This window comes from Polaromonas sp. P1_H6 (assembly GCF_056405195.1).
This window is the reverse complement of sequence record NZ_JBFUCN010000001.1, coordinates 199,121-225,166: the sequence shown is the minus strand read 5'-3', so window position 1 is coordinate 225,166 and position 26,046 is coordinate 199,121. Positions and strand designations below refer to the sequence as shown.

The 26,046-nt window shown below is 62.3% G+C and carries 26 protein-coding genes and 1 tRNA gene; 14 read left to right on the top strand and 13 right to left on the bottom strand.

The window, feature by feature from the left end; all coding sequences use genetic code 11:
* Window positions 1–15: 15 nt before the first annotated feature.
* The 13 genes from gtdA to AC1D1F_RS01000 all read left to right on the top strand — a co-directional run bounded on the left by gtdA (window position 16) and on the right by AC1D1F_RS01000 (window position 12,950).
* Window positions 16–1,110 carry a gentisate 1,2-dioxygenase gene (gene gtdA, locus AC1D1F_RS01060; protein ID WP_477675461.1) on the top strand — a complete coding sequence of 365 codons (1,095 nt, stop codon included), beginning with the start codon at window positions 16–18 and terminating at the stop codon, window positions 1,108–1,110.
* Window positions 1,107–1,802 (top strand): fumarylacetoacetate hydrolase family protein, encoded by a 696-nt coding sequence (locus tag AC1D1F_RS01055; RefSeq protein WP_477700627.1) that lies wholly within the window; start codon window positions 1,107–1,109, stop codon window positions 1,800–1,802. Before gtdA ends, AC1D1F_RS01055 begins: the two co-directional genes overlap by 4 nt.
* Before the next feature lie 252 nt (window positions 1,803–2,054).
* On the top strand, window positions 2,055–2,537 hold the full coding sequence (locus AC1D1F_RS01050; RefSeq protein WP_477675463.1) for a TRAP transporter small permease: 483 nt from the start codon (window positions 2,055–2,057) through the stop codon (window positions 2,535–2,537).
* Window positions 2,534–3,853 carry a TRAP transporter large permease gene (locus AC1D1F_RS01045; RefSeq protein ID WP_477675464.1) on the top strand — a complete coding sequence of 440 codons (1,320 nt, stop codon included), beginning with the start codon at window positions 2,534–2,536 and terminating at the stop codon, window positions 3,851–3,853. Before AC1D1F_RS01050 ends, AC1D1F_RS01045 begins: the two co-directional genes overlap by 4 nt.
* Window positions 3,854–3,941: 88 nt before the next feature.
* Window positions 3,942–4,994, top strand: a complete 1,053-nt coding sequence (locus tag AC1D1F_RS01040; RefSeq protein WP_477675465.1) for a TRAP transporter substrate-binding protein — start codon at window positions 3,942–3,944, stop codon at window positions 4,992–4,994.
* 226 nt (window positions 4,995–5,220) lie between these two features.
* Window positions 5,221–6,183 carry an MBL fold metallo-hydrolase gene (locus tag AC1D1F_RS01035; RefSeq protein ID WP_477682114.1) on the top strand — a complete coding sequence of 321 codons (963 nt, stop codon included), beginning with the start codon at window positions 5,221–5,223 and terminating at the stop codon, window positions 6,181–6,183.
* A 57-nt stretch (window positions 6,184–6,240) separates the two neighbouring features.
* The gene (locus tag AC1D1F_RS01030) at window positions 6,241–6,795 is read left to right on the top strand and encodes an NUDIX hydrolase (RefSeq protein ID WP_477675468.1); all 555 of its coding nucleotides are present in this window, start codon (window positions 6,241–6,243) and stop codon (window positions 6,793–6,795) included.
* Between the two features lie 129 nt (window positions 6,796–6,924).
* Complete coding sequence (locus AC1D1F_RS01025; protein WP_477675469.1) at window positions 6,925–7,914, top strand: recombination-associated protein RdgC; 990 nt, start codon at window positions 6,925–6,927, stop codon at window positions 7,912–7,914.
* Between the two features lie 111 nt (window positions 7,915–8,025).
* Window positions 8,026–8,739, top strand: a complete 714-nt coding sequence (locus tag AC1D1F_RS01020) for an aspartate/glutamate racemase family protein (protein WP_477675472.1) — start codon at window positions 8,026–8,028, stop codon at window positions 8,737–8,739.
* A 110-nt stretch (window positions 8,740–8,849) separates the two neighbouring features.
* Window positions 8,850–9,494, top strand: coding sequence for a TetR/AcrR family transcriptional regulator (locus AC1D1F_RS01015; RefSeq protein ID WP_477697211.1), 645 nt, complete (start codon window positions 8,850–8,852; stop codon window positions 9,492–9,494).
* The gene (locus tag AC1D1F_RS01010; RefSeq protein ID WP_477697210.1) at window positions 9,491–11,176 is read left to right on the top strand and encodes an acyl-CoA dehydrogenase family protein; all 1,686 of its coding nucleotides are present in this window, start codon (window positions 9,491–9,493) and stop codon (window positions 11,174–11,176) included. The genes AC1D1F_RS01015 and AC1D1F_RS01010 overlap by 4 nt, the downstream gene beginning before the upstream one ends.
* 17 nt (window positions 11,177–11,193) lie before the next feature.
* Window positions 11,194–12,036: a class II aldolase/adducin family protein gene (locus tag AC1D1F_RS01005; protein WP_477678677.1), complete on the top strand. Its 843-nt coding sequence runs from the start codon at window positions 11,194–11,196 to the stop codon at window positions 12,034–12,036.
* A gap of 2 nt (window positions 12,037–12,038) precedes the next feature.
* Window positions 12,039–12,950 (top strand): Rossmann-like and DUF2520 domain-containing protein, encoded by a 912-nt coding sequence (locus AC1D1F_RS01000; protein ID WP_477678678.1) that lies wholly within the window; start codon window positions 12,039–12,041, stop codon window positions 12,948–12,950.
* 81 nt (window positions 12,951–13,031) lie between these two features.
* Here AC1D1F_RS01000 and AC1D1F_RS00995 read toward each other — a convergent pair.
* From AC1D1F_RS00995 to AC1D1F_RS00940, 12 genes are all read right to left on the bottom strand, one after another.
* Window positions 13,032–13,108, bottom strand: a tRNA-Pro gene (locus AC1D1F_RS00995).
* A gap of 36 nt (window positions 13,109–13,144) precedes the next feature.
* A complete protein-coding gene (locus tag AC1D1F_RS00990; protein ID WP_477654612.1) occupies window positions 13,145–13,648 on the bottom strand; it encodes a MerR family transcriptional regulator in 504 nt (167 codons plus the stop codon).
* A 173-nt stretch (window positions 13,649–13,821) separates the two neighbouring features.
* Window positions 13,822–14,148 carry an integration host factor subunit alpha gene (locus tag AC1D1F_RS00985; protein WP_477697545.1) on the bottom strand — a complete coding sequence of 109 codons (327 nt, stop codon included), beginning with the start codon at window positions 14,146–14,148 and terminating at the stop codon, window positions 13,822–13,824.
* 48 nt (window positions 14,149–14,196) lie between these two features.
* The gene (pheT, locus tag AC1D1F_RS00980) at window positions 14,197–16,623 is read right to left on the bottom strand and encodes a phenylalanine--tRNA ligase subunit beta (RefSeq protein WP_477700626.1); all 2,427 of its coding nucleotides are present in this window, start codon (window positions 16,621–16,623) and stop codon (window positions 14,197–14,199) included.
* Window positions 16,624–16,657: 34 nt separating this feature from the next.
* Window positions 16,658–17,722, bottom strand: coding sequence for a phenylalanine--tRNA ligase subunit alpha (pheS, locus tag AC1D1F_RS00975; protein ID WP_477678864.1), 1,065 nt, complete (start codon window positions 17,720–17,722; stop codon window positions 16,658–16,660).
* Between the two features lie 187 nt (window positions 17,723–17,909).
* Window positions 17,910–18,269, bottom strand: coding sequence for a 50S ribosomal protein L20 (gene rplT, locus AC1D1F_RS00970; protein WP_477654608.1), 360 nt, complete (start codon window positions 18,267–18,269; stop codon window positions 17,910–17,912).
* A 25-nt stretch (window positions 18,270–18,294) separates the two neighbouring features.
* On the bottom strand, window positions 18,295–18,498 hold the full coding sequence (gene rpmI / locus AC1D1F_RS00965) for a 50S ribosomal protein L35 (RefSeq protein WP_007870723.1): 204 nt from the start codon (window positions 18,496–18,498) through the stop codon (window positions 18,295–18,297).
* Between the two features lie 259 nt (window positions 18,499–18,757).
* Window positions 18,758–19,363 carry a translation initiation factor IF-3 gene (gene infC, locus AC1D1F_RS00960; RefSeq protein ID WP_436155388.1) on the bottom strand — a complete coding sequence of 202 codons (606 nt, stop codon included), beginning with the start codon at window positions 19,361–19,363 and terminating at the stop codon, window positions 18,758–18,760.
* Window positions 19,364–19,468: 105 nt separating this feature from the next.
* Window positions 19,469–21,376: a threonine--tRNA ligase gene (thrS, locus tag AC1D1F_RS00955; protein ID WP_477678954.1), complete on the bottom strand. Its 1,908-nt coding sequence runs from the start codon at window positions 21,374–21,376 to the stop codon at window positions 19,469–19,471.
* 285 nt (window positions 21,377–21,661) lie between these two features.
* Window positions 21,662–21,838 (bottom strand): hypothetical protein, encoded by a 177-nt coding sequence (locus AC1D1F_RS00950; protein WP_436154057.1) that lies wholly within the window; start codon window positions 21,836–21,838, stop codon window positions 21,662–21,664.
* 167 nt (window positions 21,839–22,005) lie between these two features.
* Window positions 22,006–23,325 (bottom strand): isocitrate lyase, encoded by a 1,320-nt coding sequence (aceA, locus tag AC1D1F_RS00945; protein ID WP_477697142.1) that lies wholly within the window; start codon window positions 23,323–23,325, stop codon window positions 22,006–22,008.
* Between the two features lie 361 nt (window positions 23,326–23,686).
* Complete coding sequence (locus AC1D1F_RS00940; protein WP_477678911.1) at window positions 23,687–24,127, bottom strand: gamma-glutamylcyclotransferase family protein; 441 nt, start codon at window positions 24,125–24,127, stop codon at window positions 23,687–23,689.
* A gap of 135 nt (window positions 24,128–24,262) precedes the next feature.
* On the opposite strand from AC1D1F_RS00940, the gene AC1D1F_RS00935 reads away from it, so the two are divergent.
* Window positions 24,263–25,210: a DMT family transporter gene (locus AC1D1F_RS00935; protein ID WP_477678912.1), complete on the top strand. Its 948-nt coding sequence runs from the start codon at window positions 24,263–24,265 to the stop codon at window positions 25,208–25,210.
* Here the strand turns inward: AC1D1F_RS00935 and AC1D1F_RS00930 are convergent.
* Window positions 25,155–26,033: an ABC transporter permease gene (locus tag AC1D1F_RS00930; protein ID WP_477697140.1), complete on the bottom strand. Its 879-nt coding sequence runs from the start codon at window positions 26,031–26,033 to the stop codon at window positions 25,155–25,157. The genes AC1D1F_RS00935 and AC1D1F_RS00930 overlap by 56 nt on opposite strands.
* Window positions 26,034–26,046 lie beyond the last annotated feature (13 nt).

Genomic DNA, 26,046 nt, shown 5'->3' with positions numbered 1-26,046 from the left:
GAAGGATACCTGCCAATGGACATGACGCCCCCTCCCGCCCCCGGCCAGCCCGCGGTGCCCAACGGCGCCGCGCGCAAGGCTTTTTATGACGCCATTTCAGCGCACAGCATGACGCCGCTCTGGGAAGTGCTGCACGCGCTGGTGCCGCCATCGCCCAGCACGCCCTGCCAGCCGGCGCTGTGGAAGTACGCCGACGTGCATCCCTTCCTGATGCAGTCGGGCCAGTTGATCACCGCCGAAGAAGCAGTGCGCCGCGTGCTGATCCTGGAAAACCCCGGCCTGCGCGGGCAGTCCTGCATCACGCAGTCGCTTTATGCGGGCCTGCAGGTCATCATGCCGGGCGAAATCGCACCCAGCCACCGCCACACGCAAAGCGCGCTGCGCTTTGTCGTCGAAGGCCACGGCGCCTTCACCGCCGTCGACGGCGAGCGCACGCTGATGAAACCCGGCGACTTCATCATCACCCCGAGCTGGACCTGGCACGACCACGGCCATGAAGGCCGCGTCGAATCCGATAAACCGGTGGTCTGGCTGGACGGCCTGGACATTCCCATGCTGCGTTTCTTTGACGCGGGTTTTTCCGAAAACGGCGGCTCCAAGCAGCAGGAAGTCACCAAGCCCCTGGGCATCAGCAGCCACCGCTACGGCGCCAACATGCTGCCGGTGCGCTACGACGCGCCCTTCGGCCAGACCTCGCCCATCTTCAGCTACCCCTACGAGCGCACGCGCGAGACCCTGCACCAGCTGGAGACGCATGCCGACGTCGACGCCTGGGATGGCGTCAAGCTGCGCTATGTGAACCCGGCCACCGGCGGCTCGCCCATGCCGACCATGGCGACCTTCATGCAGCGCCTGCCGGCAGGCTTTGCCGGCAAGCCCTGGCGCCAGACCGACGGCGCGGTGTTCAGCGTGGTCGAAGGCTCGGGCACCGTTCACATCGAGCGCAACGGCGAAACCAGGGTTTTCGAGTTCGGCCCGCGCGACCATTTTGTGATTCCGTCGTGGCACACTGCGCAATTGCGTTCGGCGCAAGGTTGTGTGCTGTTCAGTTTTTCAGACCGCCCGGTGCACCAAGCCCTGGGCATACACAGAGAAGAAAGGTTGTCATGAGTTTTGTCATCACCCCACCCGCCACGGTGTCCGTTCCCGTCACCGGCACGAAAGAGCGGTTTCCGGTTCATCGTATTTACTGCGTGGGCCGCAACTACGAGGAGCACGCCAAGGAAATGGGCTTCACCGGCCGCGAGCCGCCCTTCTTCTTCCTGAAGCCCGCCGACGCCATCGTCGCAGTGGATGCCGGCAGCACCGGCACCATTCCCTACCCCAGCCTGACCAAAAACCTGCACCATGAGATCGAACTGGTGGTGGCGATCGGCACGGGCGGCAAGAACATCAAGGCCGCCGATGCGCACAAGCACATCTACGGTTACGCCGTGGGCCTGGACATGACGCGCCGCGACCTGCAGGGCGAGATGAAAAAACAGGGCCGCCCCTGGTGCATCGGGAAGGCCTACGACCACTCCGCGCCCATCGGCCCCATCACGCCCGTGGCCCAGGCCGGCGACGTAAACAACGCCGAGCTGTATATCCAGGTGAACGGTACGGACCGCCAGCGCAGCAATGTCTCCAAGCTGATCTGGAACATCGCCGAAACCATAGAGCACCTGTCGGCCGCCTGGGAACTGCAGCCCGGCGACCTGATTTACACCGGCACGCCTGAAGGCGTGGCGGCGGTGGTCTCGGGCGACACCATGGTCGGCAGCGTGGCCGGCCTGGGCACGCTGACCGTCAAGGTCGCGTAAGTCCATAAAGCTCCATGCCCTCGCCCTCACGCAGGCGGGAATGCGGCATGGACAAGGACAACCGGCCGCCCTGCGCGGCCGTTTTTTATGGGCGGGTGGTTTGCGCGATGAACGCGCATCTGTTTTAATCACCGCGCAAATACCCGGGCAGCCTCGGGGTAACCCACCTGCCCGGATCAAGCCGCAGTTCTGATAATCGGCCATGCGGTTTGGGGACTCCCCGAGACCACGTTCGCTTTTCGGAGATCTTTCTTGAAAATCCTTGAAAACCTGTCAAAGCTGAGCGCCATCCTAGCCGGGCTGCTGATGACAGCGATCACGCTGCTGACCTGCGTCAGCATCATTGGCCGCGAGACCTTGGGCAAAACCGTTCCCGGCGACTTTGAGCTGGTCGGCCTGGCCACCGGCGCGGCCGTGGGCCTGTTCATGCCTCTGTGCCAGTTGCAACGCGGCAACATCATCGTCGACTTTTTTACCGCGCGCGTGCCGCATCGCGTCAATACGCAACTGGACCGGCTGGGAGCCCTGCTCCTCGGCCTGTGCTTTGTGCTGCTGGCCTGGCGCGCCGGGCTCGGCGGCCTGAACTCGTGGCAAACCAACTCCAGCACCATGCTGCTGGGCGTTCCGGAGTGGTACGCCTACGTCACCATGGTGCCGGGCTTTTTGCTAACTGCGGTGATTGCCCTGCATCAGGCGGTCTTTGGTTTCCGGGCCGAGCCGGAGATTCCGGCATGAGCGGCCTTTCCATCGCGGGCTTCGTCCTCGTTCTGATGTTCGCACTGATGGCATTGCGCACCCCGATCGCCATCAGCATGTTCCTGGCAGGCTCCGTGGGCTATGTCATGCAGACCGGCTGGGGCCCGTTTGCCAACTTCATGAACAGCATGGCGTTCGCGCGCTTTGCCAGTTATGACCTGTCGGTGATCCCGCTCTTTATCCTGATGGGCCAGTTCGCAACGCAAGGCGGCATCAGCAAGTCCCTGTTCGAGTTCACCGCCGCCATCACCGGCCGGCTCAAGGGCGGTCTGGCCATGGCCGCCGTGATGGCCAGCGCGGCTTTCGGCGCGATTTGCGGGTCATCCGTCGCCACCGCCGCCACCATCACCGGTGTGGCCTTGCCCGAAATGAAACGCCACGGCTATTCTGGACGCCTGGCCACCGGCACGCTGGCCACCGCCGGCACGCTCGGCATCTTGATCCCTCCGTCGGTGCCGCTGGTAATTTACGCCATCCTGACCGAGCAGAACATCGCCAAGCTGTTTCTCGCCGCCACCATCCCCGGCATCCTGGCGATGCTGGGCTACATGCTGGTGATCGCCGTCTACGTGCGTGTGGTGCCGGGCCATGCGCCGGAGGTCTTGAAAAACCCGCCAAAAATGAATACACGACTGATCATTGGGCTGGCACCGATTGCCGCCGTGTTCACGCTTGTTTTTGGTGGCATTTATGGCGGCTTCTTTTCGCCAACCGAAGGCGCGGCCGTGGGTGCGGCCACGGCCTTCCTCGCGGCGCTGGCCAAGGGCGAGATGACCTGGGAGAAGTTCAAGCATTGCTTTTACGGAACCGCCACCAGCTCAGCCATGATTTTCCTGATCTTTATCGGTGCCGACATCATGAACTCGACGCTGGCGCTGACGCAGATACAGCACCAGTTGGTCGGGCTGATCGCCAGCTGGAACCTGGCGCCGATCTGGGTCATGGTCGCCATCGTGGCGCTGCATCTCCTGCTGGGCATGGTGACCGAGGAGCTTTCCATCATCCTGCTGACTATCCCGATCTTTTTCCCGGTCGTGATGGGCCTGGATTTCGGCATGCCCAAGGAGTCGCTGGCCATCTGGTTCGGCATCCTGATCCTGATGGTGGTCTCCTTCGGCCTCCTGGTTCCGCCCATGGGGCTGAATGTTTACGTCGTCAACGGCATGGCCAAGAACGTGCCGCTCAGCGAAAGCTTTCGCGGCGTGCTGCCTTTCCTCGTCAGCGACCTGATCCGCATCGTGCTGATGCTGGCCTTCCCGGGCATTGCCCTCTGGCTGGTGAAGTTCATGAATTGACCTCCCCGCCGCATTCAAGGGAATTCACCGGTTCAGCCTGTCCGGGTTTCGTATAACGTCGAATCATCTTTTATCCACGGAGACTTCCATGATCCACCGCCGCACACTTTTGAAGACCGGCGCCGCCGCCGCCCTGGGCGCGCCGACGCTCTCCAGCCTGGCCCAGCAGGCCGTGACCCTGAAATTCCACACCTTTATGTCGCCGACCTCCAACGTCTGGCTGGCCATGCACAAGCCCTGGATGGAAAAAGTCGAAAAAGAATCCGGTGGCCGCATCAAGTTCGAAGGCTATCCCGCCATGCAACTGGGCGGCACGCCCGTGCAGCTCTACGACCAGGTCAAGGACGGCGTGGTCGACGTGGTGTGGACCCTGCCCGGCAACACCGCCGGCCGCTTCCCCCGCATCGAGGTGTTTGAGCTGCCTTTCATCATGTCCAATGCCGAAGCCACGTCCAAGGCCTACTGGGAATATGTGCAGACGATGGCACCCGACGAATTCAAGGACACCCAGGTACTGGCGCTGCAGGTGCACGGCCCCGGCGTGATCCACACGGTGGACAAGCCCGTCAAGTCCATCGCCGACATGCGCGGCCTCAAGCTGCGCGCGCCCACCCGCCAGGTCACCAAGCTCATGGGTGTGCTGGGCGCCACGCCGGTCGGCATGCCGCTGCCGCAGATCCCCGACGCGTTGAGCAAAGGGACCATCACCGGCTGCGTGATTCCCTGGGAAGTCGTGCCTTCGGTCAAAGTCAACGAGCTCACCAAGTTCCATGCCGAGTTCGACCCCGCCGGCGGTAGCCTCTACACCACCACTTTTGTGATGGCGATGAACAAGGCCAAGTACAACTCGTTGGCGCCCGACCTCAAGAAGGTGATCGACAACAACTCCGGCATGGCCACCTCGGCCTGGATGGGCAAGGTGCAGCAGGGCAACGACGTCCCCGGCCGCAAGACCGCCAGCGACCGCGGCAACACGATCTACACCGTGAGCGCGGCCGAAGCCCAGGAGTTCCGCCGCAAGTCACGCACGGTGGAAGTCGAATGGGTGGAAGACATGAACAAGAAGGGCTTTGACGGCAAGAAGCTGCTCGACACGGCGCGCGGCCTGATCGAAAAGCACACCAAGACGACCAAGGCCTGACCCCAGGCCGCGACAAGACAAAAACCGGGCCGAGGCCCGGTTTTTTCGTTTCAGCGCCCGAGCCAAGCCATTAACAGCAGTCGGCCGCCCCGAGGATGCCTTCTGCGAGTTGCCCATCCGCGAGCAGGGGATTGCCCAAAGCAGCGCGCAAAAAACTCGCCCAGCGCCTACATTCACACGCGCTCCGACATCATTCACAACACAGCAACAACACAAGGGGAACTCCATGTCGCGTCCTTTCACTTTCAAGCACCTCGCCCTTAGCGTCCTGCTGGCCGGCACCGCGCTCAGCGCCTCCGCCGCCGGCCCCATGGTCAAGACCCAGGCCCCGGGCTATTACCGCGTCATGCTCGGCGACTTTGAGGTCACCGCGCTGTCGGACGGCACCGTCAAGCTGCCCGTCAAAGACCTGCTGACCCGCACCACCCCCGCCAAGGTCGATGCGGCTCTGAAGCGAGCCTTCCTGCCCGACCAGGTGGAAACCTCGGTCAATGCCTACCTCATCAACACCGGCAGCAAGCTGGTGCTGATAGACACCGGCGCCGCCGGCCTGTTCGGGCCCACGCTGGGCAGCCTGCAGGCCAACCTCAAGGCAGCCGGCTACCAGCCCGAGCAGGTCGATGAGATCTACATCACCCATATGCACCCCGACCATGTGGGTGGCCTGGTGACAGCTGGCGCCGTTGCTTTCCCCAACGCCATCGTGCGCGTGGACAAGGCCGACGCCGACTTCTGGCTGGACGAAGCCAAAATGAAGGCCGCACCCAAAGAATCGCAGGGTTTCTTCCAGGGCGCGATGGCCTCGATCAAACCTTACGCCGCGGCCGGCAAGCTCAAGCCTTTCGAGGGCCGCACCGAACTCGTGCCCGGCATCAGCGCCCAACCTTCGCACGGCCACACCGCCGGCCACAGCGTGTATGTGGTGGAAAGCAAGGGCGAGAAGCTGGTGCTGTGGGGCGACTTGATGCACGTTGCCGCCGTCCAGTTCGACGACCCCGCCGTCACCATCAAATTCGACAGCGACTCGGCCCCGGCCGCCAAAGAGCGCGCGCTGGCCTATGCCGCAGCGGCAAAGGGCGGCTACCTGGTCGGCTCCGCCCACATCGCCTTCCCGGGCCTGGGCCATGTGCGCAAGGCCACCGGCAAGTCTTACACCTGGGTTCCGCTCAACTACTCGTCCCTCAAGTAAGCAGAAGCCCCCGAGGGCGGTTACGGTGCGCTCTTGCGGAGCCGCTACACTCATCCGATGCACCGCCTTCCCCTGAAACACTGCCGTGTCTGCGGCACCGCCGTGGCCTACAGGTTGCCGGACGACGGCGATACCAAGGAACGCGCGGTCTGCCCGGCCTGCAACACCGTCCACTATGAAAACCCGCTCAATGTGGTCGGCACTGTGCCGGCCTGGGGTGAGGACGGCGCGCAGGTGTTGCTCTGCAAGCGCAACATCGAGCCGCGCTGGGGCAAGTGGACGCTGCCCGCCGGCTTTATGGAACTGGGCGAAACCACCTCCGAGGGCGCGGCTCGCGAAACCGACGAGGAGGCCGGCGCCCAGTTTGAAATACTGGGCCTCTTCACAGTGATGAATGTGGTGAGCGTCGGGCAGGTGCACTTGTACTACCGGGCACGCCTGCTGAGCGCCGAATTCAACCCGGGCCATGAAACCCTGGAAGCCCGGCTGTTCACCGAAGCCGAGATCCCCTGGGATGAAATCGCCTTCAAGACCGTCAAGGAAACGCTCGAGCACTATTTTGAGGACAGGCGCAAGGGCGCCTTCGGCATCCATACGCTTGATATCACATAAAGACCGGCCGCCCGCGCGGCAGTCCCCGGTAGAATTTCCCGCATAGCAGCGAATCCCACAAAGGCCTTCGTTTGCGGCCGGCCTCAAGGCCAGTCTCTTTTCTCCTTCCCCAACACCTCCCCGGAATCCATGTTCAATACCGCGATCTTTTTCCGCATTGCCGATGATTTTGTGTTGCCGCCTCTGGAGGCCCTGGAAGAAATTTTCCAGTCGCACCGTTTTGTGCCCTGCGGTGCGACCGAGCCGGAATCCAGCGGCTGGGTGCCGCCGCGCGGCAACAAAAGCACTGTGCTGCTCGAAGGTGTCGGCCGCTCGCTGATCGCGCGGCTGTGCACAGAGCGCCGGCCGGTGCCCTCCTCAGCCGTCAAGGCCGCGGTGGACGAGCGCATTGAGAAGTACAAGGAAGAAACCGGCCGCGAACGTGTTGGCGCCAAGATCAAAAAAGAGTTCAAGCAGGAAGTCATGCTGGACCTGCTGCCGCGCGCCTTCACCAAACGCTCGACCACCACGCTGTGGATAGACCCGGTGAACAAATTCCTGGTGGTCGATTCCGGCAACCTCACGGGCGCCGACAAGGTCATCAGCTACCTGGTGGAAGCGCTCAGCGAACTTCCCGGCGCCCTGCCCGGCCTCAAGGCCAGCCCCATCCAGACGCAGATGTCGGCCGCCGCAGCCATGTCCCACTGGCTGTCGACCCGCGAAGCGCCTTACAACTTCACGGTGGACCGGGACTGCGAACTCAAGACACCCGACGACCAGAAGGCAACCGTCCGCTATTCACGCCACACACTGGACATCGACGAAGTGGCCCAGCACATCGCCGCCGGCAAGGTGCCCACGCAGCTTGCCATGACCTGGAATGAGCGCGTGTCCTTTGTGCTCACCGAGACCGCACAGCTCAAAAAACTCAAGCTGCTCGACGTGGTGCTGGACGGCGTGCAGGAAAGCGGCAAGGACGACGATGGTTTTGACACCGACGCGGCCATCATCACCGGCGAGCTGTCCTCGCTGATCCCCGATGTGCTGGATGCGCTCGGCGGCGAACTCGGTGACGGCGAGGCCGTAGCCGCGCAGCCCGAAGCGCCGGCTACGGCGGAGCTCGCACCCGAACCCGCCTGAGCGGCCAGGGTTTTCCGGGGGGTTGAAATCCCGCAAGGGCGACGTTAATTGACCGGGTAGCCGCGCCAACTCGCGCCGCGGCAGTATCCTTTGCACAAGGTCATGAATACCATGGTGAAACCCCTGCACATCGGCATCGTCGGCTGTTCCGCGGAAGGCGCGGCGCTTTGCTACCAGACCATTTGCACCGAAGGCGCCAAACTGCTGGGCCCGCATGCCCATCCCGAGGTGACCCTGCACACACCCTCGCTGGCCGACTACATGGCCTGCATTTACCGGGACGACTGGCGCGGCGTCGGCGACGTCATGCGGGCCTCGGCCCACAAGCTAGCGGCGGCGGGCGCCGATTTCCTGATCTGCCCCGACAACACCATCCACCAGGCCTTCGCGCATGTTGAGGGGCGCTCGCCCCTGCCCTGGCTGCATATCGCAGAAGTCGTCGCCGGAGAGGCTGCGCAACGCGGTTACAAGCGCATAGGCATCACCGGCACCCGATGGCTGGTGGGCAGCGAGGTCTATCCCGAGAAGTTCAGCGCGCGCGGGCTGGACTACCTTCGCCCCACAGATGCGGAACGCGACGAGATCAACCGCATCATCATGGATGAGCTGGTGTATGGCGTCTTCACGCCCCAGGCGATCGCGTATTTCCAGCAGGTGATGACCCGCATGAAAGGCGGGGGCTGCGACGCCGTTGTCCTGGGCTGCACCGAAATCCCGCTGATCATGAGTGACGCCAATTCGCCCTTGCCGACCCTGGACTCCACCCGGCTGCTGGCGCGCGCCGCGCTTCGCCGGGCGGTGCAGGGTGCTGCGCCCGTATCCTGACGCGCCGTCCCCATTTCTCCGAGGCCGGCGGCAGACGCGCTTGCCATGGGTTTGAAATTGGCCTAATATGAATTGCAATTCACTTTTAATGAATTCTAATTCATGCCTCTATGCCAGCAGCAAACCACCGTATCGAACGGCTCCAGGCTACCAAAACCGCCATCCTGGAAGCGGCGCGCGACGCCGTCGCCCTGAGTGGCTGGAAGGACGCACAAATCGCCTTGATCGCCGCCAAGGCGGGTGTGGCCACGGGCAGCGTCTACCGCTACTTCGACTCCAAGGCGGACCTCTATGCGCAGGTGCTGGCGCTGGTGTCGCAGCGGGAAGTCGACGTGGTCAGGGAAATCGTCGATTCGGAAGGGCCGGCCGCGCAGCGCCTGGTCGATGCGATTTACAGCTTCTCGCTGCGCGCCATGCGTGGGCGGCGGCTGGCCTATGCCTTGATTGCCGAGCCCTGCGAGCCTGAAATCGATGCCGCCCGCCTCCAGTACCGGGCGGCGCTGGGTGACCAGATCGCGCGCCTGGTCGTGCAAGGCATTGCCAGCGGCGAATTCATCGAGGTCGACCCCGGCGTGGCGGCCTCGTGCGTGACCGGTGCCTTTATGGAAGCGCTGGTCGGCCCGCTGGCGCCCGAGGCCGAGCCCGATTCGGACTCCGCCAAAGCCATCGCCCAGACCACCGCCAGCCTGGCGGCGCGCATGCTGTTTCGCCATGCGGCACCGAAGCTGAAACTGATCTCCAGGGACGCGCCATGAACGCCCCTTACGAAGCACCGTTCGTCAAACCGGCGGGCTCTGCGGCGGCGACCCATGAAGTACTCAACCAGGCCGCGCCGGCCGGCGGCTTCAATGCCTTCGACGACGATGAGGCCTTGAGCAAGCTTGTGATGAAGATCGCACCCTGGGCCGCCGGAAAATGTAGCGCGTTGGGTGCGCTGGCCGGCGACGAGGCGTGGCAAGACGCCGCGCGCCTGGCCAATGAATTCGAGCCGAAGCTGCGCAGCCACGACCGATTCGGGAACCGCGTCGACTGGGTCGAGTTCCACCCCGCCTGGCACCAGCTCATGGCCGCGGCCTTCGGCCACGAGGTGCACAGCCTGGCCTGGACCACGGAGCACGGCAACGGCCATTTCGCGCGCGCCGTGCTGAGCTACCTCTGGAACCAGGTCGAGAATGGCGTGGGTTGCCCGACCGGGATGGCTTACGCGGCGGCGGCCGGTTTTGCCGGCAAGGCGCCGTTTGACGCTTGGCGGCAGAGGACGCTGGCCGCGGACTACGACCCACGCCGCCTGCCGATAGAACAGAAGCGCGCCGCGGTAATCGGCTACGCGATGACCGAAAAGCAGGGTGGCTCCGATTTGCGGCAGACACAAACGACTGCGGAATTTACCGGCAGCGGCGCGAACGGTCATACCTACAGCATTACCGGCCACAAATGGTTCTGTTCGGTTCCGGTGGCCGACGGTTTCTACACACTGGCGCAAACCCGCTCGGGCGTGAGCTGCCTGTTTGTCCCGCGCTTCCGGCCAGACGGCAGCCTGAACAATTTTTTCATTCAGCGGCTCAAGGACAAATGCGGCAACCGCTCCAATGCATCCAGCGAGATCGAGTACCGCGACACCTGGTCCATGCTGGTGGGCGAGGAAGGGCGCGGCATACGTGAAATCCTTTCGCACGCGCACCTCACGCGGCTGGACTTCGCGGTCGGCTCGGCCGGCCTGATGCGCCAGGCCCTGACACTGGCGCTCAACCATGCCCAGACGCGCACGGCTTTCGGCAAGCCCATGGCCGAGCTGCCCATGCAGTGCAATGTGCTGGCCGACCTGGCGATCGACAGCGAGGCGGCCATGCTGGGCGCCTTGCGCGTGGCGCGGGCGGCGGACGGCATGGCCTCCAGCGAGCGCGAACGGCTGCTCTCGCGCGTCGCGACGCCGACCATGAAGTTCTGGAACTGCCAGCGGGCCCCAGCTTTCGTCTACGAATGCGTGCAGGCGCACGGCGGCAACGGCTTCATCATGGAGAACCCGGTGGCCCGGCTGTACCGCGAGGCGCCGCTCAACTCGATCTGGGAAGGCACTTCCAACATGATGTGCATGGACGTGCTGCGCGCCATGGACAAGGACGGGCGCTGCCGCGACGCCCTGGTCGAAGAGCTGCGCTTGCACCGGGGCGCGAATGCCGCTTACGACCGCTTCACCGACGACCTGGCTGGCCGCCTCGCGCTCGCCTACCCGCACGACGGCCACGCGCGCATGCTGGTCACGCGCATCGCGCTGGCCTTGCAGGCGGGTGAAATGCTGGCGCACGGCGCACCGGAGGCTGCGGAGCTTTTCATCGCGTCGCGCCTGGCAAGTAGCGGCCTGCATGTGTTCGGCACCCTGCCCGATTCGCAGGCCCTGCCCGCCATCGTTCGGCGCGCGGCCGTGATACGCCACTGACCGTGCCGGAATTTGCCATGAGCACCATCCTCACGCTTCCCGAAACCGAGGTTCGCGGCCAGGTCAGCGCGACGGAGTGGGCGACCCGCGTCGACCTCGCCGCCTGCTACCGCCTGCTGGCCGTCTTCGGCATGACGGACCTCATCTACAACCACGTCAGCGCGCGAATCCCGGGCGGCGGGGAACAATACCTGATCAATCCCTACGGCATGCTGTACGAGGAGATCACGGCCTCCAGCCTGGTGAAGATCGACGTGCAAGGCAACACGCTGCTGCAACCGGGCCATGGCTACAGCGTCAACGTGGCGGGCTTTTACCTGCACGCGCCCATCCACGTCGCCCGGCCCGACGTGCAGTGCATCATCCACACGCACACCCGCGCCGGCACAGCCGTCAGCGCGCTGGCCGAAGGGCTGCTGCCGCTGTCGCAGACCGCCATGCGCTTTCACGGGCGCGTGGCTTATCACGATTTCGAGGGCCCGGCCATCAACGGCGCCGAGTGCGAGCGCGTGGTGAATGACCTGGGCCCGCACGACGTCCTCATGCTGCGCAACCACGGCCTGCTGGCCTGCGGCCCCAGCATCGCGCAGGCCTTCAACGCCATGTACTGGCTGGAGAACGCCTGCCGCATCCAGGTCGACATCCTGGGCTGCAACCGGGCCATCCACCAGCCGGCGGCGTCGGCCCTTGCCAACACGGTGAGCTGTTTTTCGGGCGAGGAAATCACGCTGGCCAACGAGGCGCGAACAAATCCGGTCCTCAACGCCGCGGCGCAAGCGCGGCACGGCGGCTACGGCAGCCTCGAGTGGCCAGCGCTGCTGCGCAAGCTCGACCGGCTCGATCCTTCTTACAAGAACTGAGCATGCACGACAAAGACGGCACCATGGGTTTTATCGGCTGTGGCCGGGTGGGCCGGACATTGGCCCGCGCGCTGGCGAATGCCGGCTACCGCGTTTCGGCGGCCTGGACGCGCGACCCGGCAGCCCTGCAACGATTCACGGACGAAGTGCCCGGCGTGATCCCTTGCCATGCGGCGCAAGAGGTCGTCGACCGTTGCAACTTCGTCTGGATCACCGTCGCCGATGACGCAATTGCATCCGTCGCGCAATCCCCGCAGTGGTCGCTGCGGCACCGTGTCGTGCATTGCAGCGGCGCCACCGGGCTGGTGGCGCTGGACAAGGCCAAACGTGATGGTGCCAGGGTCGGCGGCTTTCACCCCTTGCAGATGTTTGCCAACCCCGAGGTTGCCTTGCGCGGCCTGCCGGGCTGCACCGTCGGCATCGCCGCGGACGGCGGTTTTGCGGCGGAACTCGACGATATCGCCACCCGGCTCGGCTGTGTGCCCTTCACCGTGCCGGAGGGCAGCCGGGCGCTGTACCACGCATCGGCGTATTACGTGGGGCCCTTTCTGATTGCGCTGCTGCGTGAGGCGTCCCTGCTCTGGAGATCTTTTGGCGGGACGGAGCAGCAGGCGCTGGACGCCCTGCTGCCGCTGCTGGCCGGCACTGTCGCGGCCGTGAAGGATGCGGGACTGGCCAGGGGCATGGGCGGCTGCGTGGCTCGCGGCGACGTCGGCACGATCGGCAAGCACCTTGATGCGCTGCACGAACTCTCCGCTGATGCCGAGACGCTCTACCGCGAGCTCGCCCTGCGCACCGTGCCCCTGGGCCTGGAGCGCGGCACGCTGAACCGGGAGGGGGCCGCGCGTATTCAGTCGGTGCTGCGCGAAGTGCCCGCAGCACGCAAGACAAACCGGGCAAAGGCTTATCTGTGAGCATGAACAGCATCCGGAAACAGGAGCGGAAAAACAAAAAAGCCGGTTAGCGTTTGCTAACCGGCTATCTGTTGGTTTTATTGGTCGGTGTGAAAGGATTCGAACCTTCGACCCCTTGCACCCCATGCAAGTGCGCTACCAGGCTGCGCCACACACCGACAAGCCTCAGATTATAGCCTGCCTCGAAGCGCTTCTCAGTGGTTGTTGCCGAGGAGATCGCGGATTTCGAACAACTCGCGGCGCACAAGCTGCAGCCTTTGCTGCGCTGCGGTGCCCGTGGGCAAGTCAGACCCCTCACTGTCTTCAAAGTCGGAGTGGTCCGTCGAGTCCTCAAAATCGTCGAGTACCGAATCGCCGCCTTCAAGCAGCGACTCCCCGCCTTCAAGGACTTCGACTCCGTCCAGCATGACCTCGCCGTTGCGGCGCTTGTCGCGTTCGATCTGGACGATTTCCTGGAGTTTGTTGCGCGCGCCGCTGATGGTGAAGCCCTGGTCATAGAGCAGGTCACGGATGCGGCGGATCATGAGCACCTCATGGTGCTGGTAGTAGCGGCGGTTGCCGCGCCTTTTCATCGGGCGTAGCTGCGTAAACTCCTGCTCCCAATAACGGAGCACATGAGGTTTGACGCCGCACAAATCGCTGACTTCACCGATAGTGAAATAGCGTTTCGCCGGGATGGGTGGAAGGGTTTTCTCCAATTAAATCAATGCGCTAAGGAGGAAACCTCTAAATCTACTCTAAGTCGAAAGTTAGCGCAAAGGGTTGCTGGGCTTTTTTGAAATCTGTTGTTCCGTCACACAGGTAACACCTAGTTACTAAAGTGATCGCCTTGGTGAAAATCACGCCGCCGAGGACTGGGCGTTGGCGGGACCTACTCGACCGCAGTTTCGCCCTGGATCTGGTCTTTGAGCTTGTGGCTGGCGTGGAAGGTGACCACACGGCGGGCCTGGATGGGAATGGCCTCGCCGGTGCGGGGGTTGCGGCCGGGGCGCGGGGCCTTGGTGCGGATCTGGAAATTGCCGAAACCGGAAATTTTCACGTCATTGCCGTCCACCAGGCTGTCTGAAATGAGGTCGAAAAACGCGTCGATCATGTCCTTCGATTCGCGTTTATTGAGCCCGATCTGCTCAAACAGCAATTCGGCGAGGTGGGCCTTGGTCAGCGCCGGGGTTTCCAGGCTTTCTACAGAAAAATCCATGCGGCAGTGCTCCTGGCGTTTTTATTTTTGGAAGATTTCGTGGAAGCCTCAGGCACGCAAACGTGCCCCGAGCTGGCCCTGCAGATTCGCGAGAACCGCCTGAACAGCCGCCTCAATTTCCTCGTCGGTCAGTGTAGCGGTGTCACTCGAAAGCACCAAGCGCACGGCCAGGCTTTTTTCGCCCATTTGCATGCTGGCGCTTGCCTGTTGCGGCCGGTAGACGTCGAACAGGGTCGCTCCCTTGAGCAGGCCTTGCGTGGCGGCGCCGTGGATAGCCCCCATGAGCGCGGCGTGCGTGACACCCTCGGCCACGATGACGGCGATGTCGCGCTCCACGGGTTGCAGCTTGCTGACCTGCTTGAATTCGGGCACCTGGCGCTGCAAGACCGCGTCGAGTTCCAGTTCGAACAACAGCGGCGCCTGGGCCAGGTCATAGCCCTGCCGCCACTGTGGATGCAGTTCACCGACGAACCCGATCCGCTTGCCCGCCACGGAGACGCTGGCACAGCGGCCGGGGTGCATGGCAGGATGCGCGGCGGGCGCAAAGACCGCCTGCAGCGGCGCGAGCAGGGCTTCGACATCACCCTTGATGTCGAAGAAATCCACCACTTTGTCAGTTTGGCTCCAGTTCAGCGCAGTCCGCGGCCCATAGGCTAGGCCGGCTACGCGCATGGGCTGGCTGAAGCCGGCTACCGTGGTGTCGGTGTTCTGTACCTGGGCATCACGCAAGAAGACGCGGCCCAGCTCGAACACGTTGACGCGGGGCGCCTTGCGATCCAGGTTGAACTTGAGCACCTGCAGCAACGAGCCCAGCAGCGAGCTGCGCATGACGCTCATCTGGCTGGCAATCGGGTTGAGCAGCTTGATGGGGTTCGGGTTGCCGGCGAGTTCATGCTCCCAGCGCTCTTCCACAAAGCTGAAATTGATGGTTTCCTGGTAGCCCAGCGAAGCCAAAGCGCGGCGCACGGCAAAGGGGCTGCGCTCGGCTTCGGGGCGCAGCCGCGCCGTAATGGGCGCCAGCGGCGGCGTGTCGGGCAAATGGTTGTAGCCCACCATACGCACCACTTCTTCGATGAGGTCTTCCTCGATCTGCAGATCGAAGCGGTAGCTCGGAGGCGTCACGGTCAGCGTGCCCTCCCCTTGCGCCACCGGCAAACCCAGGCGCTGGAGCGCGTCCAGGCATTGCGCCTGCGTGAGCGGCATACCGATCACCTTGGAGGCCCGCGCGACGCGCAGGGTGACAGGCGCCGCCTTGGGCACATTGGCCTGCTGGTCGTCCATGGGGCCGCACACGGTTTCCGGCGTGCCGCAGATGTCGATGATCAGCTGGGTGATGCGCTCGATGTGCTCGACGGTCTGCCCGGGATCAACGCCGCGTTCGAAACGATGGCCCGCGTCGGTCGAGAAGTTGTAGCGGCGCGAGCGGCCGGCAATCGCCTTGGGCCACCAGAAAGCGGCTTCGACGTAGACGTGTTTCGTGTCGTCAGATACGGAAGTTGCGTCGCCGCCCATGATGCCGGCCAGCGATTCGACTTGTGCGTCGTCGGCGATGACACCGACCTTTTCATCGACCGTCACGGTATTGCCGTTCAGCAGCTTGAGCGTCTCGCCAGGCTTGCCCCAGCGGACGTCGAGCCCGCCGTGGATTTTGTCGAGGTCAAAGATGTGCGAAGGGCGGCCCAGCTCGAACATCACGTAGTTGGAGATGTCCACGAGCGCGGTCACGCTGCGCTGGCCACAGCGGGCCAGGCGGTCCACCATCCATTGCGGCGTGGCGGCTTTGGTATTGACGTTGCGCACCACGCGGCCGGAAAAGCGGCCGCACAGGTCGGGGGCGCTAATCTTGACCGGCACCTTGGTGGCATCGACAGTGGCTACTGCAGGAAACGACGGCGTATTCAGTGGAGCACCCGTAAGCGCGGCGACTTCGCGCGCGACCCCATAGACGCTCAGGCAATGCGCGAGGTTGGGCGTGAGCTTGAGGGTGAACAGGGTGTCATCGAGCCGAAGGTGCTCGCGGATGTCCTGGCCCAGCGGCGCATCGGCGGCCAGTTCAAGCAGGCCGCCGTGGTCTTCGGAGAGTTTGAGTTCGCGCGCAGAGCACAGCATGCCCTGGCTTTCCACGCCGCGCAGCTTGCCGACCTTGATCAGGAAGGGTTTGCCGTCTTCGCCGGGCGGCAGCTCGGCACCCACCAGGGCGCAAGGCACCTTGATGCCGACGCGGGCATTGGGCGCGCCGCAGACGATGTTGAGCAGGCTGCTCTGCCCCACGTCGACCTGGCAGACGCGCAGGCGGTCTGCATCAGGGTGCTGGACGGCCTCCTTGATTTCACCGACGACGATCTTGGTGAAAGGCGGCGCCACAGGCTTGAGCTCTTCGACCTCCAGGCCGGCCATGGTGAGGGTGTCGGCGAGTTGCTGGGTATCGAGCGGCGGATTGCAGAATTCGCGCAACCAGGATTCTGGGAATTGCATGGTGAGACCTTGTTTTTGTTTTTGTTCTTATGGCTTATGACTGGAACTGCGAGAGAAAACGGATATCGCCGTCGAAGAACAGGCGCAGGTCGTTGACGCCGTAGCGCAGCATGGTCAGGCGGTCGGGCCCCATGCCGAAAGCAAAGCCGATGTACTTCTCGGGATCCAATCCCATGTTGCGCACCACGTTCGGGTGCACCTGGCCCGAGCCGGCCACTTCCAGCCAGCGGCCGGCGAGCGGGCCGGTCTGGAACTGGATGTCGATCTCGGCGCTGGGCTCGGTGAAAGGGAAAAAGCTGGGCCGAAAGCGCAGCACCAGGTCGTCGCTTTCAAAGAAGGTGCGGCAGAAATCGGTGAAGACGAATTTGAGGTCCTTGAAGCTCACGTTCTCACCTATCCACAGGCCTTCGCACTGGTGAAACATGGGTGAGTGAGTGGCGTCGCTGTCGACACGGTAGGTGCGGCCCGGCGCGATGACGCGAATTTCGGGCATGCGGCCGCCGGCATCGATCAGCGCGCGGTGCTTCTTGACATGCTGGACCGCATGGCGGATCTGCATGGGGCTGGTGTGGGTGCGCAGCAGATTGGGCGCGGATTCGGTGCCGCCCTCGACGTAAAAGGTGTCGTGCATCGACCGCGCCGGATGGTCTTCCGGCGTGTTGAGCGCGGTGAAATTGAACCAGTCGGTTTCGATCTCGGGGCCCTGGGCCACGTCGAAGCCCATGGAGCCGAATATGCCTTCGATGCGCTCCAGTGTCAGCGACACGGGATGCAGGCCACCCTGCACGCGCTGGCGGCCCGGCAGGCTCACGTCGAGCGCTTCAGCTTTGAGCTGCTTTTGCAGTTCGGCGTCGGCCAGTGCCTGGCGGCGTTCGTTCAGCGCGGCTTCGATGGCCTGCTTGGCCAGGTTGATGGCGGCGCCGCGGGATTTTTTCTCTTCGACGCTGAGGGCCGCCATGCCCTTCATCAACTCGGTCACGCGGCCGGCCTTGCCCAGGAACTGCGCCTTGGCGTTTTCCAGGTCGGCGGGCGTGTGGGCCTGCGCAAAGCTGGCCTGGGCGCTGCTGACCAGTTCTTGGAGGGCATCAGGTTGGGTCATACGTTCTCTTGTTCGAAATACAAAACAGCGAAGGCGCTTTCGGCAGGACTCTCACCAAGCCGGCGGGCTGTGAGCGCTGCGGAAAGGGCCATGAAAAAAGGGCCAGAGCCTTTTCAAGCTCCAGCCCTTTATTTTCTTGCGTCGGCAGTGATTGATTCGATAGTCTCAATACCGCCTGGCCTGAAAATCAGGCGGCCAGCTTGGCTTTCACCTGTTCAACGATGGCGCCGAAAGCAGCGCTGTCATGGATGGCCATGTCGGACAGAACCTTGCGGTCGATCTCGATGCCGGCTTTCTTCAGGCCGTTGGCAAACTGGCTGTAGGTCAGGCCGAATGAACGGCTTGCAGCATTGATACGGGCGATCCACAACTGGCGGAACACGCGTTTCTTGGTACGACGGTCACGGTAGGCATATTGCCCAGCCTTCATTACCGCTTCTTTGGCGATACGGAAGACGTTGCCGCGGCGGCCGCGGAAACCTTTTGCAAGGGTTAAAACTTTTTTGTGGCGGGCGCGAGCCGTTACACCACGTTTGACGCGAGGCATGTGTGTACTCCTTGTTCGTCGTTAATTAAATGCCTTGGCCTGGGAGCATCTGTGCCATGTGACCCATATTGGTCTCATGAACAGTCACCGCACCACGCAGATGGCGTTTGTTTTTGGTGGTCTTCTTGGTCAGGATGTGACGTTTGAAGGCTTGGCCGCGCTTGACGGTACCACCCGGACGAACGCGGAAACGCTTTTTAGCGCCGCTCTTGGTCTTCATTTTGGGCATGTAAATGCTCCTTTTCATTTGTGCTCGTGAGGCGCTGCGAACCTTCCGCAGACTTGATGGCCCCGAGCCACTTGTAGTAGCGAGGTATGACCCTTGCCACCGCCGGCGAAGCCTTCCGGCATTCGCTGGTCGCGACGGCTTTGACCCCGTCACTTTCGAAAGAAAGGCTTGTCGCCTCCCTTCACTGGAAATGCCTTGCGGCATCCTCCTCAACGGCCCGCCGGATCGCTCCGGCAAGCCTGTGTTCTTCTAACTATCCTCAGGCCGCAGCCGAAGGCGCCGGTGCTGCCGCAGTTTCGGCTGCCGGCTTGCCACCGGGCTTCTTGCGGCCGGGCGCGATCATCATGACCATCTGCCTGCCTTCAAGCTTGGGGAACTGCTCCACCACAATCAAATCCGCCAACTCGTCGCGAATACGCGCCAGCAGGGCGAGGCCCAGTTCCTGGTGCGTGATTTCGCGGCCACGAAAGCGCAAGGTGATCTTGCACTTGTCGCCCTCTTCCAAAAAGCGCTTGATATTGCGCAATTTGATGTTGTAGTCCCCATCGTCAGTGCCGGGCCGGAATTTGACTTCCTTGATCTCGATCACTTTTTGCTTGGACTTCGCTTCCGCCGCCTTCTTCTGCTCGGCATACTTGAACTTGCCGTAATCCATCAACCTGCACACCGGCGGAACCGCCGTGGGGGAGATTTCAACAAGGTCCACGTCGGCCTCACCTGCCAGGCGCAATGCCTCCGCGATGCTGACAATGCCTAAAGGCTCGTTGTCTGGCCCGCTCAGACGTACTTCGGGGGCCATGATTTCACGGTTCAAGCGGTGCTTGCGTTCTTCACGGTGACGGCGGTCACGAAATTCAGTAGCGATGGTTCTATCCTTTAACTCTTGCTATAAAAGCTATAGCGGCTTGCGCCCGTCCTGCAAGGACGAGAAGCTTCAATGCCCACAAATTCGGAGGAATTCGTCAGCGATTCAGGCTTTTTGTGTGATGTCAGAAGCAATTTGCCGGGCAAATGCATCGAGGGGCATCACTCCAAGGTCTTTGTTACCCCGGGCGCGCACTGCTACGGATCCGGCTTCCTTCTCCTTGTCGCCTACGACCAGGATGTAAGGCAGCTTTTTCATCGAGTGCTCCCGTATTTTATACGTAATTTTCTCATTGCGCAGGTCCAGGTTGACCCTAAGCCCTTGATTTTGCAGCGTTTTGGCAACTTCCCGGGCATATTCGGCCTGGGAATCGGTGATATTGAGGACTGAAACCTGCTCGGGAGCCAGCCAGGTCGGCAACGCGCCGGCGTGCTCTTCGATCAAAATTCCGATAAAACGCTCCAGGCTGCCCACAATCGCGCGGTGCAGCATCACCGGCCGGTGACGGTTGCCGTCTTCGCCCACGTATTCGGCATCCAGTCGTTCCGGCATCGAAAAATCGACCTGCATGGTGCCGCACTGCCATTGGCGGCCGATGGCGTCCTTCAGCGTGTATTCGATCTTGGGGCCGTAAAACGCACCGTCGCCGGGAGCGATTTCAAACTCGCAACCGGACGCACGCAGGCTTTCCATCAGCGCGTGCTCGGCCTTGTCCCAGCTTTCGTCCGAGCCAATGCGCGCTTCGGGGCGCGTGGCTACCTTGTAGATGATGTTCTTGAAGCCGAAGTCGGTGTACACCTTCTGCAGCAAGGTCGTGTAGTCCACACATTCCTTGAGAATCTGGTCCTCTGTACAGAAAATATGGCCGTCGTCCTGCGTGAAACCGCGCACGCGCATGATGCCGTGCAGCCCACCCGAAGGTTCGTTGCGGTGGCACTGGCCGAATTCACCGTAGCGCAGCGGCAGGTCGCGGTAGCTCTTGATCCCCTGCTTGAAGATCAGGATGTGGCCGGGGCAGTTCATGGGCTTGAGCGCGTATTCGCGCTTTTCGCTCTCGGTCGTGAACATGTTGTCGCGATACTTGTCCCAGTGGCCGGTTTTTTCCCACAGCGTCTTGTCGATGATCTGCGGGCCTTTGACCTCCTGGTAGCCGTTGTCCTGGTAGACCTTGCGCATGTACTGCTCCACGCCCTGCCAAACCGTCCATCCCTTGGGGTGCCAAAACACCAGGCCGGGGGCATGGTCGTCGATGTGGAACAGGTCGAGCTCCTTGCCGAGCTTGCGGTGGTCGCGCTTTTCGGCCTCCTCCAGCATCGTCAGGTACTGCTGCAACTCGTCCTTGGTGGCCCAAGCCGTGCCGTAAACACGCTGCAGCATTTCATTGCGGTGGTCGCCGCGCCAGTAGGCGCCGGCCACTTTCATGAGCTTGAAGAACTTCAGCTTGCCCGTGCTCGGCACATGGGGCCCGCGGCACAGGTCTTCGAAGGCGCCTTCGCGATAGAGCGACACGTCTTCATTTGCGGGGATGCTGGCGATGATCTCGGCCTTGTAGTGTTCGCCGATGCTCTTGAAGTGCGCCACGGCCTCATCGCGCGGCAACACGCGGCGGGTCACCGGCTCATCCTTGGCGGCGAGTTCCGTCATGCGCTTTTCGATCGCTATCAGGTCCTCCGGCGTGAACGGGCGCTTGTAGGAGAAATCGTAGAAGAACCCGTTCTCGATCACCGGGCCAATGGTGACCTGCGCATCCGGGAACAGCTCCTTGACAGCGTAGGCCAGCAAATGGGCCGTCGAGTGGCGGATCATGTCCAGGCCGTCGGCATCCTTGGCGGTGATGATGGAGACCGCGCTGTCTTTGTCGATCAGGTAGCTGGTGTCCACCACCTTGCCGTCGACCTTGCCGCCCAGGGCGGCTTTTGCCAGGCCGGCACCTATCGAGGCGGCCACTTCGGCGACCGTAACAGCTTGCGGGTATTCGCGCTTGGAGGCGTCGGGGAGCGTGATCTGGATCATGGGATGAAATTTTTAGAGATAAAAATGGGAGCAACAAAAAAGCGCGGAACACGCCGCGCTTTGATGGGGGAAATTTGGATGAGAGCTATAAATTGTGTAGCTAACAATCACCAAGGGGAGCGGCCTAGCGCCCTGGATGACTCCAGAAAACGGACGAGGTCGTAGTTCGCGGTGTCATAACCCGAACGATCCTTCCTGTTTCCAGCTTGATTGATTGCATGCGCGTATTTTACGGCAGGTTGGCAAGACCCCGTCCGCGGCGCCCGTTCAGCGTTGCGCGAAACGCTATTGCGAGCCAGGCGGCAAAAAGCCCAAACCAAGGCAACGCGGGCATTCAGTGATGACGGTCTGCTTTTCGACTTCGAAATGCTCGTTGATATTTTCGCTCTCGATGCGCAGTTCACCGGAACCCTCGCAATCGGGACAGGAAATACGCTTGAAACCCACGGTTAAGTCCGACACGGCAGCCCCTCCAGTTGATCTTCAAAGTCGTGTTTTGTGTAACAAGTTGAACTCTACGCCAAAAAGCACTCACAAAAAAGCCCGGATAGGCCCTAAGTTCCTGTCCGGGCTAAAGCCGCGCCCTTGAAGGCACAAGCGTCTGGGTAATTGTTGCGGGAGTGTTCAGTTCAGTGGAACTGCTCTTCTTCGGTGGAGCCGGTCAGCGCGGTCACACTGGACTTGCCGCCCTGGATCACGGTGGTGACTTCGTCGAAGTAGCCGGTGCCGACTTCCTGCTGGTGCGACACGAAGGTGTAGCCGCGGTCGCGGGCCGCGAATTCAGGCTCTTGAACCTTCTCGACATAGGCCGACATGCCGCGCTTGACGTAGTCCTGGGCCAAGTCGAACATGTTGTACCACATGGAGTGGATGCCGGCCAAGGTGATGAACTGGTACTTGTAGCCCATTGCGCCCAGTTCTTTCTGGAACTTGGCAATGGTCGCGTCGTCGAGGTTTTTCTTCCAGTTGAAGGACGGCGAGCAGTTGTAGGCCAGCATCTTGCCGGGGTGCACCTTGTGCACGGCGTCGGCAAACTTCTTGGCGAACTCGAGGTCGGGCGTGCCGGTTTCGCACCACACCAGGTCGGCATAGTGGGCGTAGGCGATGGCGCGGCTGATGGCCTGGTCAATACCTTTTTTCGTCTTGTAGAAACCTTCCGCCGTGCGCTCACCGGTGATGAAGGGCTTGTCGTTTTCGTCGTAGTCGCTGGTCAGCAGGTCGGCCGCTTCAGCGTCGGTGCGGGCAATCACCAGCGTGGGCACGCCGCAGACGTCGGCAGCCATGCGGGCCGCCACCAGTTTTTGCACCGCTTCGGCCGTAGGCACCAGCACTTTGCCGCCCATGTGGCCGCATTTTTTCACCGAGGCGAGCTGGTCTTCCCAGTGCACGCCGGCGGCGCCGGCCTTGATCATGGCCTTCATCAGTTCGAAAGCGTTGAGCACGCCGCCGAAACCGGCTTCTGCATCGGCCACGATGGGCGCGAAGTTGTCGATATAGCCCTTGTCGCCGGCATCGATGCCCTTGGAATGCTGGATCTCATCGGCACGGCGGAAGGTATTGTTGATGCGCTCGACCACGGTAGGAACGGAATCCACGGGGTACAGCGACTGGTCGGGGTACATGGAAGCGTAGCTGTTGTTGTCGGCGGCGACTTGCCAGCCCGACAGGTAAATCGCTTTGACGCCGGCCTTGACCTGCTGCATGGCCTGGCCGCCCGTCAGCGCACCCAGGCAATTCACGTAAGGTTCGTTGTTGACCAGGCCCCAGAGCTTTTCAGCACCGCGGCGTGCCAGCGTGTGCTCGATGGGGAAGGAGCCGCGCAGGCGGACCACGTCGGCCGCGCTGTAACCGCGCTTGATGCCCTTCCAGCGGGGATTGGTGGCCCAGTCTTTTTCCAGGGCGGAAATCTGCTGGTCGCGGCTCAGTTGTTCAGTGAGGGTTTGTGGCATGGTGGGCTCCGTGGGTTAAAGAGAATTGAAGAAGAGAAAAAAGTGAATGCGATGAAGTCACTTTAAGTCTTCTACAAGACTTTGTGAAGCTCTTATGTCTTATATAAGACAAAATTAAAACTCAATAAAATCAACAATCTATCAACAAAATACCGCAATACAAAATTCCATTTCTCGGATTGAGAAAAATTTCCGCAGCGCACCATTTCATATTTTTGTATTGTGAAATGAATTTATTGAATCGTGAAATATGAGGCAAGGCCACGAGCGGGCCCAACAGCGCCGCGAAGGCAGCCCGTGCTTCGATCCAATCAGAATGGATGCACGGTGCGCGCATGCTTGCGGCAACACGCGCGGAAACTCAGGTTTTGCGGCCAGTACGGTGCAGCACCCAGTCGCCGCCGGCGATAACGGGCTTGCCCTGGGCGCGCTCAGGTGCGATTTCATAAAGAACGCACAAGAGCTCGCGCGCTTCGCCTCGCGATCCGCTTGGCTCCGGGCTCGCGTCCAGCTGCACTACCACCTCGCGCTTGGCATATTCACCAGTTTGCTGCGGCCAGACCTCTTCGATTTCATCGAGCACGCGTTCCAGCTCGGCGCTGATGGCGTAGACCTCACCGTGCACCACACCTGGTCCGCCAAGCACCAAGCCTGGGTAGCTTCCCAGGTGGTGCATGACACCGGCCACTTGTGCCCGCCCTACCCAGCGTGGCGCGGGCGGCAAGCGGTTGATGTCCCGCTCTTCCCCTTTGCGCAAGGTGCCGTAGACAAAGACATGGCGGGTGACGGAAGAAGATGGCATTGCTTGGAATCCTGGGTATCGGAAGGCTTGTAAAGCCAGCCATGAAAATTAAGGCATGATTCCGGCCTGCTGGCATCCCTGCCAATCCCTCCAACCGGCGGGCCGCATGGCCGTGCAACAGGACCCCCCAGTTTAATGAACCGCATTGTGGCGTACGCCTGTCTCGGGCTCAGCATGTCTTTGGTGGGCAGCTATGTGGCGCTGTCCAAACCCCTGGTCGCCGCCCTTCCCGTCTTCCTGCTCGCCTGGCTGCGTTTTGGCATAGGTGGTGCAGCCATGCTGCGCTGGCTCAAAAAGCCCGCTGAAGAGATTCCCATGAGCCGGCAAACCGCCCGCCTGCTGTTCCTGGAATCGTTCCTCGGCAACTTCCTGTTTTCCATCTGCATGCTGTTCGGCGTGAGCATGACCAGTGCCGTCGCGGCCGGCGTCATCATGGCCTCCATCCCGGCCGCCGTCGCGCTCATGAGCTGGCTGTTCCTGCGGGAGCGCATTGGCCTGCGGGTCTGGGGCGCAGTGGCCTGCGCCGTGGTTGGCATCGCGCTGGTGTCGCTGGCCAAAAATCCAGCGGCGGTGCACGCCGCAGCGGGGCCGCAAACCGACCCGGCGCCAAGCTACGCTTGGCTGGGCAACCTGCTGCTGGTGGGCGCGGTCTTGTGCGAAGCCTTCTATGCGGTGATCGGCAAGAAACTGACCGGCGTGCTGAGCCCCAAACGCATTTCAGCCTTGATCAACCTCTGGGGCTTTGCGCTCGTCACGCCGCTGGGGCTCTGGATGGCCTGGAGTTTTGACTTCGGCCGGGTCGCGCCGTCCTTGTGGTTGCTGCTGGTGTTTTACTCGCTGGCCGCCAGTGTCTGGACGGTCTGGCTCTGGATGACGGGCCTCAAGACCATCCCTGCCAACGAGGCCGGTGTGTTTGCCGTGCTGCTGCCCATCAGCGCCGCCGCGGTCGGCGTCATGGTGCTGGGAGAAACACTGAACGCCACCCAGATCGGCGCCTTCGGCATTGCGCTGGCCGGCGTGGTGCTGGCTACTTTGCCGGGACGGGGTCTGGAAAAGCCTGTTCCGGTCGAGCCGCCGCACTGATTTCGCGGTCCAGCCGCTTTTGCCGGCGCATCACATAGATGCTGTAGCTGATGATGCCCAGCGACACCACGGTGATCAAAATCGTGGCCGCCGCGTAAATCGACGGGTTCACGCCGCGGCGGGCGTAGCTGAAGATCACCTGCGGCAGGGTCGTCACGCCCGGGCCCGACAAGAACTCCGAAATCACCACGTCGTCAAACGAGAGCGTGAACGTCAGCAGCCAGGCCGACACCAGGGCCGGCGCGATATTGGGCAGGGTCACCAGAAAGAACACCTGCATGGGACGGCAGCCCAGGTCCATGGCGGCCTCTTCGAGGGTGCGGTCCATTTCACTGAGGCGCGACTGGATCACCACGGTGGCGTAAGCCATGCCCAGCAGGGTGTGGCCGGTCACGATGGTGATGAAGCCGCGATCGGGCCAGCCCACGGTGCGCTGCACCGCCACCATCAGCAGCAGCAAGGACAGCCCGATGATGACCTCGGGCATGACCAGCGGCGCATTCACCAGCCCGTAAAACAGCGTGCGCCCGGTGAAGCGCAGATAGCGCACCAGCACAAAGGCGGCAAAGCTGCCCAGCACCACCGACAGCGTGCCGGTGATCAGCGCCACCTTGAGCGACAGGAAAAAGCCTTCGACCAGCCGCGAGTCCGCCAGCAAGGCCTCATACCATCGCGTCGAGAAGCCGGTGAAAACCCCGTCCTGCCGCGTGCTGTTGAAAGAAAAAACGATGAGGAAAAACAGCGGGATGTAGAGAAACAGGTAGACCAGCCCCATCCAGAGTTTGCCCACGTTGTTTTCCACCAGGCGCGAAATACTCCTCATACCGGTTTTCATC

What these genes read in the sequence shown, in the direction of transcription:
- AC1D1F_RS01000 (WP_477678678.1), top strand. Translation starts at nt 12,039, where the DNA reads ATGCACGACAAAGACGGCACCATGGGTTTTATCGGCTGTGGCCGGGTG.
- thrS (WP_477678954.1), bottom strand. Translation starts at nt 21,376, where the DNA reads ATGATCCAGATCACGCTCCCCGACGCCTCCAAGCGCGAATACCCGCAA.
- pheT (WP_477700626.1), bottom strand. Translation starts at nt 16,623, where the DNA reads ATGCAATTCCCAGAATCCTGGTTGCGCGAATTCTGCAATCCGCCGCTC.
- AC1D1F_RS01045 (WP_477675464.1), top strand. Translation starts at nt 2,534, where the DNA reads ATGAGCGGCCTTTCCATCGCGGGCTTCGTCCTCGTTCTGATGTTCGCA.
- AC1D1F_RS00935 (WP_477678912.1), top strand. Translation starts at nt 24,263, where the DNA reads ATGAACCGCATTGTGGCGTACGCCTGTCTCGGGCTCAGCATGTCTTTG.
- AC1D1F_RS01040 (WP_477675465.1), top strand. Translation starts at nt 3,942, where the DNA reads ATGATCCACCGCCGCACACTTTTGAAGACCGGCGCCGCCGCCGCCCTG.
- gtdA (WP_477675461.1), top strand. Translation starts at nt 16, where the DNA reads ATGGACATGACGCCCCCTCCCGCCCCCGGCCAGCCCGCGGTGCCCAAC.
- AC1D1F_RS00940 (WP_477678911.1), bottom strand. Translation starts at nt 24,127, where the DNA reads ATGCCATCTTCTTCCGTCACCCGCCATGTCTTTGTCTACGGCACCTTG.
- AC1D1F_RS01035 (WP_477682114.1), top strand. Translation starts at nt 5,221, where the DNA reads ATGTCGCGTCCTTTCACTTTCAAGCACCTCGCCCTTAGCGTCCTGCTG.
- AC1D1F_RS01020 (WP_477675472.1), top strand. Translation starts at nt 8,026, where the DNA reads ATGGTGAAACCCCTGCACATCGGCATCGTCGGCTGTTCCGCGGAAGGC.
- AC1D1F_RS01010 (WP_477697210.1), top strand. Translation starts at nt 9,491, where the DNA reads ATGAACGCCCCTTACGAAGCACCGTTCGTCAAACCGGCGGGCTCTGCG.
- AC1D1F_RS00930 (WP_477697140.1), bottom strand. Translation starts at nt 26,033, where the DNA reads ATGAGGAGTATTTCGCGCCTGGTGGAAAACAACGTGGGCAAACTCTGG.
- AC1D1F_RS01015 (WP_477697211.1), top strand. Translation starts at nt 8,850, where the DNA reads ATGCCAGCAGCAAACCACCGTATCGAACGGCTCCAGGCTACCAAAACC.
- pheS (WP_477678864.1), bottom strand. Translation starts at nt 17,722, where the DNA reads ATGACCCAACCTGATGCCCTCCAAGAACTGGTCAGCAGCGCCCAGGCC.
- AC1D1F_RS01005 (WP_477678677.1), top strand. Translation starts at nt 11,194, where the DNA reads ATGAGCACCATCCTCACGCTTCCCGAAACCGAGGTTCGCGGCCAGGTC.
- AC1D1F_RS01030 (WP_477675468.1), top strand. Translation starts at nt 6,241, where the DNA reads ATGCACCGCCTTCCCCTGAAACACTGCCGTGTCTGCGGCACCGCCGTG.
- AC1D1F_RS00985 (WP_477697545.1), bottom strand. Translation starts at nt 14,148, where the DNA reads ATGGATTTTTCTGTAGAAAGCCTGGAAACCCCGGCGCTGACCAAGGCC.
- AC1D1F_RS01025 (WP_477675469.1), top strand. Translation starts at nt 6,925, where the DNA reads ATGTTCAATACCGCGATCTTTTTCCGCATTGCCGATGATTTTGTGTTG.
- aceA (WP_477697142.1), bottom strand. Translation starts at nt 23,325, where the DNA reads ATGCCACAAACCCTCACTGAACAACTGAGCCGCGACCAGCAGATTTCC.
- AC1D1F_RS01055 (WP_477700627.1), top strand. Translation starts at nt 1,107, where the DNA reads ATGAGTTTTGTCATCACCCCACCCGCCACGGTGTCCGTTCCCGTCACC.
- rplT (WP_477654608.1), bottom strand. Translation starts at nt 18,269, where the DNA reads ATGCCTCGCGTCAAACGTGGTGTAACGGCTCGCGCCCGCCACAAAAAA.
- rpmI (WP_007870723.1), bottom strand. Translation starts at nt 18,498, where the DNA reads ATGCCCAAAATGAAGACCAAGAGCGGCGCTAAAAAGCGTTTCCGCGTT.